This is a genomic window from Thermomicrobiales bacterium, from assembly GCA_037045155.1.
Lineage (GTDB): Bacteria > Chloroflexota > Chloroflexia > Thermomicrobiales > CFX8 > JAMLIA01.
This window is the reverse complement of sequence record JBAOIG010000002.1, coordinates 55,042-68,386: the sequence shown is the minus strand read 5'-3', so window position 1 is coordinate 68,386 and position 13,345 is coordinate 55,042. Positions and strand designations below refer to the sequence as shown.

Annotated in this window: 12 protein-coding genes; 7 read left to right on the top strand and 5 right to left on the bottom strand. The window is 64.1% G+C overall.

Annotated elements, in window-relative coordinates:
* Positions 1-64: 64 nt before the first annotated feature.
* The 5 genes from V9F06_00485 (at position 65) to V9F06_00465 (ending at position 3,383) form a co-directional block, all read left to right on the top strand.
* Positions 65-748, top strand: a complete 684-nt coding sequence (locus tag V9F06_00485) for a nitroreductase family protein (GenBank protein MEI2616097.1) — start codon at positions 65-67, stop codon at positions 746-748.
* Between the two features lie 55 nt (positions 749-803).
* A complete protein-coding gene (locus V9F06_00480) occupies positions 804-1,577 on the top strand; it encodes an HD domain-containing protein (GenBank protein MEI2616096.1) in 774 nt (257 codons plus the stop codon).
* A gap of 169 nt (positions 1,578-1,746) precedes the next feature.
* Positions 1,747-2,622 carry an aromatic ring-opening dioxygenase subunit LigB gene (locus V9F06_00475; GenBank protein ID MEI2616095.1) on the top strand — a complete coding sequence of 292 codons (876 nt, stop codon included), beginning with the start codon at positions 1,747-1,749 and terminating at the stop codon, positions 2,620-2,622.
* A gap of 94 nt (positions 2,623-2,716) precedes the next feature.
* Positions 2,717-3,037, top strand: a complete 321-nt coding sequence (locus V9F06_00470; protein MEI2616094.1) for a DUF433 domain-containing protein — start codon at positions 2,717-2,719, stop codon at positions 3,035-3,037.
* Between the two features lie 16 nt (positions 3,038-3,053).
* Positions 3,054-3,383, top strand: a complete 330-nt coding sequence (locus V9F06_00465; protein ID MEI2616093.1) for a DUF5615 family PIN-like protein — start codon at positions 3,054-3,056, stop codon at positions 3,381-3,383.
* A gap of 6 nt (positions 3,384-3,389) precedes the next feature.
* Here V9F06_00465 and typA read toward each other — a convergent pair whose 3' ends face one another.
* The 5 genes from typA to V9F06_00440 all read right to left on the bottom strand — a co-directional run bounded on the left by typA (position 3,390) and on the right by V9F06_00440 (position 9,171).
* On the bottom strand, positions 3,390-5,270 hold the full coding sequence (typA, locus tag V9F06_00460) for a translational GTPase TypA (protein ID MEI2616092.1): 1,881 nt from the start codon (positions 5,268-5,270) through the stop codon (positions 3,390-3,392).
* A 208-nt stretch (positions 5,271-5,478) separates the two neighbouring features.
* Entirely contained in the window at positions 5,479-6,324 is an 846-nt protein-coding gene (locus tag V9F06_00455) for a methyltransferase domain-containing protein (protein MEI2616091.1), read from the bottom strand.
* Positions 6,325-6,369: 45 nt separating this feature from the next.
* The gene (locus tag V9F06_00450; protein MEI2616090.1) at positions 6,370-6,888 is read right to left on the bottom strand and encodes a DinB family protein; all 519 of its coding nucleotides are present in this window, start codon (positions 6,886-6,888) and stop codon (positions 6,370-6,372) included.
* A 66-nt stretch (positions 6,889-6,954) separates the two neighbouring features.
* The gene (locus tag V9F06_00445; GenBank protein ID MEI2616089.1) at positions 6,955-8,346 is read right to left on the bottom strand and encodes an amino acid racemase; all 1,392 of its coding nucleotides are present in this window, start codon (positions 8,344-8,346) and stop codon (positions 6,955-6,957) included.
* Positions 8,347-8,448: 102 nt separating this feature from the next.
* Entirely contained in the window at positions 8,449-9,171 is a 723-nt protein-coding gene (locus tag V9F06_00440; GenBank protein ID MEI2616088.1) for a hypothetical protein, read from the bottom strand.
* 199 nt (positions 9,172-9,370) lie between these two features.
* Between V9F06_00440 and V9F06_00435 the strand changes: the two genes are divergently transcribed.
* Both V9F06_00435 and V9F06_00430 read left to right on the top strand, forming a co-directional pair.
* Entirely contained in the window at positions 9,371-11,317 is a 1,947-nt protein-coding gene (locus tag V9F06_00435; protein MEI2616087.1) for a S9 family peptidase, read from the top strand.
* Positions 11,318-11,574: 257 nt separating this feature from the next.
* The gene (locus V9F06_00430) at positions 11,575-13,341 is read left to right on the top strand and encodes a long-chain fatty acid--CoA ligase (GenBank protein ID MEI2616086.1); all 1,767 of its coding nucleotides are present in this window, start codon (positions 11,575-11,577) and stop codon (positions 13,339-13,341) included.
* Positions 13,342-13,345: the final 4 nt, after the last annotated feature.

Here is a 13,345-nt window from a genome sequence, read left to right as displayed (position 1 = left end):
CTCCCAGTGTACAGCGAGATCGTTCTTACGCAAGCGTCGACCTCAGCCACATCCGGGTTGACCTTTGTTCGGGAGCGTCCTATTCTGCCGCGAGCCAGCGATCTTTGCCGGCAACACCAGGGAGCAGGGCAATGATTCACCGATCCGCCGCGCACTCACCGACTGGCGTGGCCCGATGAATCCTGGCGACGACACGCTACCGCTGCTGGGGCCGATCGTCGATCGCTATAGCAGCCGTCGGTTCGCGGCGACGCCGCTGGCTACGGAGATCGTTGAGACGCTGCTGGAGGCGGCGCGCTGGGCCCCTTCCTACGGCAATCGACAGCCGACACGGTATATCGTCGCCAGCCATCCGGAGACGCTGGCCGCCGTCCACGAGGCGCTGACCCGCGGCAACGCCTACTTGCGCGCCGCGCCGGTGCTGATCGCTGTTTGCGGCCGGCCGGAAGATGCCCAGATCGTCGACGGCAAGGAGTACTATCTGCTCGACGCTGGCCTCGGTATCGAGAACCTGCTGCTCCAGGCGTTCGCGATGGACCTCCATGCGCATTCGGTGGGTGGGTTCGACGAGGGGAAGGTTCGCGCCGCGCTCGGCATTCCGGAGGATGTCCGGGTGTTGGCACTGGTCGGCATCGGACACGCTGGCCGGCTGGAGGATCTCGACGAGCGCACTCTGGAGCGCGAACTCCGCGAGCGGACCCGCAAGCCGCGCGAGGAGGTGCGTGCCTGGGAGCGCTGGAGCTGGTAGGCCAACGCGGTACGATATCGAGCAGGCAATGGCCTGTTCGTGGAAGGATCGCGTTATGACTGCAGACCAGGACCCGCCGGATTCGCCAGCGCGCAGCCCTCGGCTGGGGGAGCGTCCGGTCCGACCGGAGCTTGCGCCGCGCCCTGACCCCGCGCCAGACATCGTCACGTTCGATCTCGTCCGCAGCGATCCCGAAGTCGTCGCGTTGATCGAGCAGGCGAACAAGAGCCTCGGCGTGTTGGGCTACACCGAGCACGGCGTTCGCCATGTGACGCTGGTCTCCAGGATCGCTCGGAATGTGCTGCGGTATCTTGGCTACGACAGCGAGTATCAGGAGCTGGCGTCAATAGCGGGCTACTTGCACGATGTTGGCAATGTCATCAGCCGCTACGACCACGCGTATACGAGCGCATTGCTTGCTCACGATATTCTCATCCGGATGGGTATGCCGCCGACCGACGTGGCCATCATCATGGGCGCGATCGGCAGCCACGGCGATGATTCCGGCCGGCTTGGCGAGGCGGTTCACCCGGTCGGCGCGGCACTGATCCTGGCCGATAAATCCGACGTGCATCGTTCGCGCGTCCGCAATCCGGATCTGAATGCGTTCGACCAGCACGACCGCGTCAACTACGCTGCCCAGACGTCGTTTCTGCGAGTAGACGAGCCGGAGAAGACAATCACGCTGGAGTTGGCGATCGACACCTCGGTTGCCCAGGTGATGCACTACTTCGAGATCTTCCTGCCGCGTATGCTGATGAGCCGCCGCGCCGCTGAGTTCCTCGGCTGCGAGTTCCACATCACAATCAACGGAGTAACGTTGTTGTGACCGAGGGATGGGGGATGAGGCGAGACAGATGGACGCATCGGGTGGCGTAGGGACAGAACCGGACTCGTACGCCGCGCGGTGGTCTGTGAGCCATGACGACCATCCTGAAGCCCGGACGCCGTAGACCAGGGTGATTACGCTGCCGTGACATGACACAGAGGAGAGCGAGATGCCGATTGTTGCCGGCGCGGTAGCGCCACACGGATTTCCGATTATCCCCGAACTGAGCGAGGACGCCGAGGGGGCGTTGACAACACGCGCGTCGATGCAGCAGATGCAGCGCGAGTTCGCCGCGGCGAAGCCGGATGTCGTCGTTATCTCGACACCACACGGGTTTCGAGTGAATGGCTTCATCTCGATTGCAGACTGCGCCCGCGGAGCCGGCGCGATGGCGCTCGGCGACCGCAAGGTCGAGATGAACGTGCCGTTCGACCTGCGGCTGGCCGATGCGATCGTCGAGCGGGCGCGGGCGGCGGAGATACCGGTGGCCCAGGTCGGCTACGGGGGCTCGAACCGGACTCAGAGCATCATGCCGCTGGACTGGGGCACGATGACCCCGCTCTGGTTTGCCGGCCAGGATCGCAACCTGCCGGGCAAGGGGCATGTCCTCGCTGCCCTCCTCGATGGGCTGCCGGAGGATGAGGGGCCGGCCGCCGTTGTCGTCCAGCCATCGCGGCTGCTGCCGAAGGAAGTCAACATCGCGTTCGGCAAGGCGGTCGCTGAGGCGGCCGAGGCAGACGAGCGCCGGATTGCGTTCATTGCCTCCTGCGATTGGGCGCACCGCCACGACCCCAATCACGCCAACGGTTATCACCCTGACGCGAAGCGGGTCGATGACGCGGTCGTCCAGGCGATCAAGGATGACGACATCCTCGGTCTGCTGAAGCTCGACGACGAGACGATCTCCAACGCCGCCATCGACGGCCTCTGGCAGCTGCTGATGCTGGAGGGAGTCAAGCAGGTCGTGCCGATGAAGGGGACATTCCTGTCCTACGAGGCCCCGACGTACTACGGGATGATGGTGGCGACGTATCAGCGGACATAATCGCTGATACGGATTCGGTGAGCGTTGCGTTGGAATCCTATACTTGGACCCAGACGAGTGTTGCCCAGCGAATCGTGTATCTCAGAGAGGAGCGATGGGCGTGTCTACAACAGAAACACGTTATGAGCACATCGTCCTTGATGATGGCCGGGTACCACGCATTGCTGGCACGACGATGAAGGTTTCCGAACTCGTGACAGCACAGAAAGCATATGGCTGGAGCCCGGATGAGTTGGCTTTTCAGTTCCCTCATCTGACGCTCGGCCAGATTCACTCGGCGTTGGCCTATTACTGGGATCATCAGCAGGAGCTCGATGACGAGATCGCGCGCGGCCTGGCTCTGGTGGACGAACTTTGTCGGGAGACGGTGGAACCACCATTCGTCGCCGCACTTCGCGATTTCCGATTGCGCTGAGTTGATCGCTCTCTATATGGATCACCACGTTCCACGAGCAGTGCCGTCGGCGTTATTATCGCGGCGAGTTGACGTCATCACAGCTGCCGAGAATGCGGCAACAGAGATTGACGACTCACGGTTGCTCGACCGTGCGACAGCGCTTGGACGTGTTCTGTTCTCGCAAGATACCGATCTGCTCGTCGAAGCAACACGACGACAGCGCGATGGCGTTTCGTTCGGAGGCGTTATCTTCGCTCACCAACTGCGAGTGTCGGTTGCGGGATGTATCTCTGATCTGGAGCTGATTGCTAAGGCCGGCAATCAGCCCGATTTCGTGAATCGCGTCGTGTTTCTCCCGCTGTGATTCCCGCTACCCCCGGTTCGCCTCGCGTGACTCGGCCTGCTTCTTCGCGCGAGCGCGTTCGTGCTCCTTCAGCATGCGCTTGCGCAGGCGGTATGCCTTGGGTGTGACTTCGAGTAGCTCGTCGTCGGCCAGGAAGTCGAGTGCCTGCTCGAGTGAGAGGATGACGGGCGGGGTCAGCCGAATGTTGGCGTCGGCGCTTGCGGCACGCATGTTGGTCAGCTTCTTGGCCTTGCAGATATTTACCGCCAGATCGTTGCCACGCGCGTGCTGGCCGACGATCTGGCCTTCGTAGACTTCCTCGCCAGGAGACACGAAGGTCATGCCACGTTCCTGTGCGCCAGCGATGCCATAGGAGAGGGCAGTGCCGGCCTCCCATGCGACCAGCGCGCCAGTCCGCGTCGAGGAGATTGCCCCCTGCCACTGCTCGAAGCCGATCAGACGAGAGGAGAGCGATCCGTTCCCCTTTGTCCGCGTGAGAAATTCGTTGCGCAGCCCGATCAGCCCGCGTGTCGGGATTTCGAACTCCAGTCGGACATTGCCACGCCCGTCGTTGACCATGTCGACCATCCGCGCTCGACGTCCGCCGACCAGCTCGGTGACCGCGCCGACGAACTCCTCGGTCGTGTCGATCACCAGCTGCTCGACCGGCTCGACAGTCTCGCCGTCCTCTTCCCGGGTGATGACCTCAGGACGCGAGACCTGGAACTCGTACCCTTCGCGGCGCATCGTCTCGATCAGGATCGACAAGTGCAGCTCGCCGCGGCCGGAAACGGAGAACACATCTGGCAGACTGGTCGGCTCGACGCGCAGGGCGACGTTCGTCTCCAGCTCGCGTCGTAGCCGCTCGCCGAGCTGGCGGGAGGTCTGGTAGTCCCCCTCTCGGCCGGCGAATGGAGATGTGTTGACCCCAAACGTCAACTTCAGTGTCGGCTCATCGATCTCGATGCCGGGTAGTGCCTCTGGCGCTGCCGGATTGGCAAGCGTTGCGCTGACGTGTGCTGCAGGAAAGCCGGTGAGGGCGACGATGTCGCCGGCCTGCGCCTCGGCAACCTCGAGCCGCGTCAACCCCTCGTGGGTTGCCAGCCATGTCACCTTCTGTCGATCTTCTTCTCCGCCCGCGCCGAGCTGGACGAGCGTCTCCCCGGCGTGCAGCCGGCCACGGCGGATGCGGCCGATCGCGATCCGGCCCCGATGTGGGTTGTAATCGAGCGACGCGACCTGTAGCTGGAGTGGCCCGTCGATGTCAACAATCGGCGGGGGGATGTGATCGACGATCGTGTCGAAGAGCGGCACGAAATCGGGAGCGAGATCGTCCGGCGTAAAGCCGGCACGGCCCTGCTTGGCAATCGCGTAAATGACAGGGAAGTCGAGCTGCTCGGCGTCGATTGCCAGGTCGAGGAACAGATCCTGAGTCTGCGAGACGACATCCGCGATGCGGGCGAACGGGCGATCGATCTTGTTGATGACGACGATCGGCCGCAATCCGAGGCCGAGCGCCTGCCGGAGAACTGTCCGCGTCTGCGGCATCGGCCCCTCGACGGCGTCGACGATCAGCAGACACCCGTCAGCCATGTTCAGCACGCGCTCGACCTCTCCTCCGAAGTCGGCGTGGCCGGGAGTGTCGATGACGTTGATCTTGACGCCGCGCCAGTGGATCGACGTGTTCTTGGCCAGAATCGTGATACCGCGCTCGCGTTCGAGGTCATTGGCGTCCATGATCAGCTCGCCAGCGGCGTCCGGATCACGAAACGTATTGGTCTGCTTCAGCAACCCGTCCACCAGGGTCGTCTTGCCGTGATCGACGTGGGCGATGATGGCGATATTGCGCAGGTCCTGGCGGGCCTGGCCCGTCGTCGGTTGAGTCGAGGTGGTGGAGGATGCTGTCATCTGTAAAGGGGTCCCCGTTCGGCTGGCGCTGACATACGACTGCGGCCCGCACGGACCGCGACCGTTCATTATATCGTGTCGGGAATGGGGACGGGGGACAGGATGTCCGGCCGTGCCGGCAGGCATCCCGCCAGCGAGCGTTCGCGCTATGAACGTTGGCTGGCGATAGCGCCAAATCGCCGGGTTGCCATGAGTTCGTGCCGGCCGCTCATGCGGGCTTTCGAGCGGTCACGATGACATAAGGCCGGGAGAGGCGGACCGTGCCGTCCGCCTGCATACAGGTGCTGAGCAGCTCGATCGCATCCGAATGCAGCGCCAGCTTCTGCGGTAGATCAAGCCGCTGGAAGACGAACATCGTCGGACCGAGCGCGCGCTGGAACAGGAAGTCGCAGGCGTCCGACGGCGATGACGCCACCCACGGCACGTCGTCCACGATCAATGAAATGTCTTCGACGTACGGGCCGAGCATCGCGTCGAGGTGGGCTGGATCTGACCAGTCAAAAACACTGAAGCTGCCCGGTGGCGGCGGCGGGGTGTACCTCGCGGTGATCGTCATCAGCCGGCAGTTCGGCTCCTCCGGCAGCCACGCCGTGAAGGCCAGCCGGCCACCCGGCCGCAAGACCCGGCAGAGCTGATACGCGACGGCATCATGACGCGGGGCGAAGATTGAGCCGAACGAGGAGATCACGACATCGAACGACGCGTCGTCGTACGGGAGATCCTCGATATCACCGACATCGAAATGGATCGCTGGCTGGCCGGCCGCGCCAGCCAGCTCTCGCGCCACCGAGATCAGCTCCTCGGCGAAATCGACGCCAGTGACGATAGCGTCACGACGGGCCGCCTCGATCGCCGCGATCCCGGCGCCGGTCGCGCCGTCGAGCACGCGTGCGCCCGGCGCGATTCCGGCGGCGTCGATCAGTCGCTCGACGGCTGGACGAAGCGTCTCCGCCATCTCACCGTATCCGGCGCCCGGCAAATTCCAGGCCTGACGCATCGACTGCTTGACCCTGTCGACTTGTTCGGCAGTATGGCGAAACGGCTGCGAGCTCATTCGCAACCTCCGGTCCGTTGTTGGCGCATCCGGCCGTTTCCAGGCTCAGGAGAGGACGAGCGGCGTGACGTGGTGCGGCAGGGCGTCGCGTGCGATCAGTGTCTGGTCGATCTGAGCGAGATGCTCGGCATCGTGAGTCTGCAGGGAGAGAGCCAGATCCCTGATCGTTACGGTGCGGTTATCGATATCAGTGCCAGCGCGGATCCAGGCGTCATCCGGTAGCGCCCGCAACAGAGAGAGTGTGCTCTGCCTGAGCCGTCGGAATTGACTCATGACGGTGAAGATCGAGATCTCCTGATTGTCCGTGGTGACGATTGGAGGTGGTAGCTCTCGCAGGTCGGGGAAGTCGTAGTTTGCGATTGCAAACAGCTTTGGATAGACGCGTGCCTCGGTGTCGCGCAGGTGAGCGACGATCTGGCGAACCGACCACTCTCCGCGCTCGGGAGCGCGATCCACGCGTGACATGTCGCGCTGGGGTGTAACCCGCTTCGACAGGTAGTTGATCATGTGCGCCAGGCGGATCGTAATCTGCTCGTACTCGTCCATCATCGGCAGGTTCCCCATCCTCGCCTCGTTCATCCGACGACCGCTGGCACCCATTGTAGTCTGTTCGGCTCGTTCGTGCGCTGGCTATCCGGCGTTGTCCGGCAGCCCCCAACCCGTTGTCGATGTCTCCCACTGGGCCGAACCGTCGAGATGGAGTGCTGTCTGCACCGCAGCGCGTGCTAGCGCGAGCGTGGCGTCGACCAGCGGTGTTTCGATATTCGGCTGCTGGAGCGCGACCGGAATCTCGGTGCAGGCCGCCAGCAGCACCTCAGCTCCACGGTCGGCGAGATGTTCGGCTGCTTCCACGAGCAGCGCGGTCGCCTCGTCCACCGACCGACCGGCCTTGACTGCCCGGATCGCGGCCATGACGCAGCGCTCCTGGATGTCGTCATCCGGCACGATTGCGTCGATCCCGCGTGCCAGCAGCGCTTGCTGATAGATCTCGGCGGAGATCGTGCCGCTTGTCGCCAGCAGCCCGACGATCTCGGCGTCTGGCCAATCGAGACGAATCTCATCGGCGGCGGCGTCGATCATGCTCAGAATCGGCGGCTCCACTCGTGGCTGGACTTCGTCAAGAAACGCATGAGCCGTATTGCACGGCACGACGATGAAGTCCGCGCCGAGCGCGTCCAGCGCTCGCGCCCCACGCACAAGCCACGGGATCGGGCTCTCGCCGCCGTGCAGCAGCGCGTCGGTTCGATCGGGGACGCGTGGATCGGCGTAGATGATGACGGGGATATGGCTCTGGTCGCGATCGGCCGGGGTTAGCTCGATGATCTTCCGATACAGGTCAGCTGTCGCGAGTGGTCCCATGCCGCCGAGGATGCCGATGACCGCGCGCCGAGGCGGCTCGAAGGTGTCGATGAGCGGGTCATCCTCAAGATCCTCGTTTGTCGTCGAAAAGCCAGCGACAACCGGTTGCCAGAGAGGAGATTGGGCGGGCCAGCGGCCGGCGTACGCGGTCGACCAGCGGCGCAGTGGCGCGAGCCAGTCGAGACGATCCGGGATAACCTCGATTGCGATCTCGGTATATCCCCGGTCGTGGATCGCGTAGGCGCGGGCTTCCGGCTCGTCTGTCTGAAACGAGACGATGATCATCAGCGCATCGGGCCAGTTGGCCTCGCGTAGATCGGTTGACGACGGGACCGGCGGCGAAGTGGGGTGGGAATGAAAGATCGCCCCGAGCCACCAGTCGCGCGCGTTCATGTCGGCTACTGCTTCGAGAACCTCGGCGTCGTCCATCCGGTAGCGAGTCGGGCTGTCGAGGATGTTCGTGCCGGGGTAGATCTGCACCGGCTCGTCGTCTGTGAACGCAATCAGCCCGCAACCCTCGTTCGGGCGCATGAGCTCGAGATGCTCGATGATCTCGTCGAACAGGCGCTGGGAGATACGCAACGAATGACCATCCGACGATGGTCGATCGGAGCGGCCGGCGAGCGGCGCCTGTGATTTGTGTCGGCGATCAGCTGGATGCATGCCGGACCTGGCTCCAGAGGATGACGAACCTGCCGCGCCCATGCCGGGGACGCAATCACGCAAGTATAGCAAGGGTTCCGGCTATCCCGTCTGACTCCCTTCTTAGCCCGGCGGGCAGCCCTTGTTGAAGATGGCGGTGGCGTCGGCGTCGGTCTGGGCTTGCTGGAGGTCGCCCTTCGTGATTGCCATCGGGTGATAGGGCGGCAGTATCTGCATCTCGGGCCGGACCAGGTGCAACAGGTAGCAACCGACGAAGATCTGCTGGCTGCCGTCGGTCTGATCGACGTGCAGGATAACCGGCACGTCGTAGTACAGGCTGCCGGCCGCTGCGCCGACCCCGAATGTGCCGGTCGTCAGGTCGACATGGTCGGTATCGGCATACCCTTTCGAGAACTGATCGAACGGCGGCACATTCTCTGACTGCTCCCAGTATGAGTAGGCGCGGGCGTACTGCTTGCTGTTGATCGCGTTGTAGAGCGATTCCAGCAGTGTGATCGGCGTGCTGCGATCGTCCTGGTAGTTGGCCGGGTAGATCTTCGGTCCGGACACGGGGGTGGAAGCTGCGGAATCGGTCGGGACTGGTCCGGTCGAGATGATCGTCGAGGTTGCCGCTGCGGTGGCAGGGATGCTCGTCGCGGTCTCAGTCGCCGTTGGCAGCGCTGTGGTGGTGGGAGCGCTGGTCGGAGTCTCAGTTCGGGCTGCCGTTGGCCCTGACGTGCCGGTGGGCTGCGCAGTGGCGGTCGATTGTGTCGTTCCACTGCACGCAGCAAGCAGGAGCACGAGCGCGGTGGAGAGGAGGAAGGCGAGCGATCGCTTCCTGGCCATGATGGAGTCTCCCTTCGCGAGCTTGGCCACCGGCTATCGAACGGGCGGGTACGCCGCTTCCGACATCGGTGGGTGCTACTGAAATAAACGCTCGGCGTCTCGCGCCGGTTTCTTGTTGTCAGAGGCTGGTGCGCGCGTTGACAACTGGCGGTACCCTGTCCACGGCGCGAACTTGGCACGACAGTTTGGAGGAGATTGCATGACCGACCGGACTCCCGTTTCTTTTGGCGCATGGTCGTCACCGATCACAGCCGACTTGATTGCGACGGGCTCGATCCGACTCAGCGAAGTGTCCTTGCGCGGCGATGACCTCTGCTGGCTCGAGTCGCGCCCGACGGAGGGTGGGCGTTACGTTGTCGTCCGCCGGGACTCCCGGGGAGACTGCGAAGACATCAACCCGCCCGATACGAATGCCCGCACGCGCGTCCACGAATATGGCGGAGCGTCGTATATGGTCGCGGAGGATGTCGCGTTCTTCAGTAATTACGCCGACCAGCGGCTTTACCGTCGAGATCGTGGCGATGATCCGATCGCGATTACCCCCGCGCCGGAGGTCCCAGCCGGCCTGCGCTACGCCGACATGCAACTGACGCCGGACGGCAGGACGATTGTCTGTGTCCGCGAGCGGCATGCAACCGAGGGTGAGGCGGTCAACGAGATCGTGACGCTCCCGGCCAATGGCACGACCGAGCCGGTCGTGATCGGGTCTGGTCGAGATTTCTACGCCTTCCCGCGTGTCAGTCCGGACGGCGCAAAGGTGTCGTGGGTGGAGTGGGATCACCCGAATATGCCGTGGGACGGGACGGAGCTCGTTGTCGCCGACCTGGCTGCGGACGGCACGGCGTCGAACGCGCGGAGGATGGCCGGCGGGCCGGCCGAGTCGATCTATCAGCCGGAGTGGTCGCCAGAGGGTGTGCTGTATCTCGTGTCCGACCGGACAGGCTGGTGGAACCTCTACCAGCTCGATGGAACTGATCTGATCCCCCTGACCCCGATGGATGCCGAATTCGGCGGGCCGGCCTGGTCGCTCGACGCGGGGCAATATGCGTTCCTCTCCGGGGGACGGATCGTCTGTGTCTATGGACAGGATGGCATCCATCACCTCGGTGTCATCGAGCCGGGCAAGCCGGAGATCCGCGAAGTGGCGACGCCGTTCACCGCGTTCGCCAGCATCGACACGGACGGCGGAGAGCGCGTCGCGGTCGTTGCTGGTGGTCCGGTAATTCCTGGTTCGGTCGCGCTGATCGATATGGCGAGCGGCGCGACCGAGGTCGTCAAGCGCAGCAACGCGGCCGAGATCGACCCTGGATATCTCTCGCCGGCCCAACCGATTGAGTTCCCGACGACCGGCGGGAAGACTGCGCACGCGCTCTACTATGCGCCGCGCAATCGGGATGCCGCCGCGCCGGAGGGCGAGCTGCCGCCGCTGCTCGTCTTCAGCCATGGCGGCCCGACGGGACAGACGACCGGGGCGCTCAATCTGAGCATTCAGTACTGGACCAGCCGCGGTCTTGCTGTCGTCGATGTCAACTATGGCGGCAGCACCGGCTATGGCCGTGAGTATCGCGAGCGGTTGAAGGATAACTGGGGCATCGTCGATGTAGACGACTGCGCCAACGCAGCGCGCTATCTGGCCGGCCAGGGGTTGGTGGACGGCGCGCGCATGGCGATCCGTGGCGGCAGCGCCGGCGGGTATACGACGCTCGCCGCGCTGACCTTTACCGATGTCTTCGCTGCCGGGGCCAGCCACTTTGGCATCTCCGACCTCGAGACGATGACGACCGACACGCACAAGTTCGAGTCGCGCTACCTCGACGGGCTCGTCGGCCCATATCCCGAGGCGCGCGACATCTATCTCGCCCGTTCTCCGGCCTACCACACCGAGTTGCTCTCGGCGCCGATGATCATCTTCCAGGGGTTGGAGGATAAGGTCGTTCCACCATCGCAAGCCGAGGCGATGGTCGCTGCGCTCGACCGCAAGGGGTTGCCCTACGCCTATCTGGCCTTCGAGGGCGAGCAGCACGGGTTCCGTCGCGCCGAGAATATCAGCCGAACCCTTGAGGCAGAACTGTATTTCTATGGGAAGGTCTTCGGGTTCCAGCCATCCGACGAGATCGAGCCGGTGATGATTGTGAACGAGGGATGAGCGGGTGGATGTAGCGACTCCATAGGGGCAGAGGCGGGCCTGTTGGTTCGGCGGCGTCTCGGTGGAACCGTCGTTTCACGCCATCGCGAGGCTTCGTGGCGGCTCAAAGGTCGGGCGTTCTCGCGAGGCGGTACGATTATGGGTGTTGGTGGTGGGAATGCGGCACTCCCTCAGCCCCGGCGAGTTCGGAAGCCGGTGGCTCAGGGTGAGATGACCTCGCGCGATGAGCGCCGGGCATGAGGGCGAGGTTGGGAAGCGTGAATCAACAGCCGGAAGCGTCAATCGGGGTTGATGTTGCCGACCCGTATGCGGCGCGGCCATGGTTGCGGCACTATCCGGCCGGCTCGACACCCGATATCGCGCCGGTGACTCAGACAGTGCCGGACCTGTTGCGTGTCGCCGTCGATCGGTACCCCGATCGCGTAGCGTTTACCTACTACGGCCGGCACCTGACCTATCGAGAGGTGGACCGGCTTTCCTCGAAGTTTGCCAACCGACTGATCGAGCATGGCGTCAAGCCGGGCGATCGCGTCCTGATCGTCCTGGCCAACATGCCGCAATACCCGATCGTCCATCTCGGCACGCTCAAGGCGGGCGGCGTTGTCGCGGCACTCTCGCCGCTGCTGGTCGAGCGCGAGCTGGACGATCTGGCGGTCGACTCCGGCGCTCGCGTCGTCGTCGCGCTCGACCGAGTCTGGGATCGCATCGCCCCTCTGGTCGAGCGTGGCGTCGTCGAGCGGGCGATTATGACTGGGCCACAGGACTTTTTGCCGACGATCAAGCGCTGGCTCTACCCGCTGAAGTATCGGAAGGAGATGATCTCCGTTCCCTTCGACGCGGCTCGAGGCATCTACAGCCTGCCGGCGCTTCTCAAGGGCGCCTCCGATCGCGACCCGGGCGTCGCAACCTCGCCGGACGATATCGCCGCATTTCAGTACACGGGTGGCACGACTGGCCTGCCGAAGGCGGCGGTGCTGACCCACCGAAATATGGTTGCGAACGTGATGCAGGTGCGCGCCTGGGTGCCGGAGCTGCGCGATGGCGAGGAGACGATCCTCTCGATCCTGCCGTTCTTCCACTCCTACGGTGTGACCCTCTGCCTGCACCTGGCTACCTATCTCGGCGCGACAACGGTCCTCGTCCCACGCTTCGAGATCGCCGACGTCATGGAGCAGATCGCGACGTACCAGCCGACACTCCTGCCCGGAGTGCCGACGCTGTACAGTGCGATCAACGGCGCGGTTGAGAATAACCCGGCCCGTCAGGCGTCGATGCGGTCGATCCGCTACTGCATCAGCGGCGGCGCGCCATTGCCGCGCAGCGTTCAGGAGCGCTTCGAGGAGATCACCGGCGGCCATCTCGTCGAGGGCTATGGGCTTTCCGAGGCATCTCCGGTGACGCACGCCAACCCGCTCGATGGCCGGGCCCGGATCGGGACGATCGGTATGCCGTTACCCGGCACCGAGGCGCGGATCGTCGACCTCGATACCCGTGCACCTGTGCCGATCGGCGAGCGCGGCGAGGTTGCCATCCGCGGCCCGCAGGTGATGAAGGGCTACTGGCGCCGTCCGGAGGACACCGCCGCCGTCCTGTCCGACGATGGCTGGCTCTATACCGGTGATATCGGGATCATGGACGAGGACGGCTTCTTCCAGATCGTCGATCGCCAGAAGGATGTCGTCATCACCGGCGGCGAGAACATCTATCCTCGCGAGATCGAGGAGGTGCTCTACTCACACCCGAAGATCGTCGAGGCAGCGGTTATCGGAGTGCCGCATTCGGTCGGCGGGCAGGTCGTCAAGGCGTTCGTCGTCGTCAAGCCAGGTGAGACACTGGAGCGCCGCGATGTGCTGCAGTATTGCTCCGAGCGTCTGGCGAAGTTCAAGGTGCCGCGCCAGATCGAGTTTCGTGAGAGCTTGCCGAAGGCCGCCACTGGCAAGATCCTGCGACGCGCCCTCGCGGAAGAAGAAGCCGCCAAGCCCCGGAGACGTCGGGGTGGGGACGCTGAAACGACCGGGGGCTGATCGC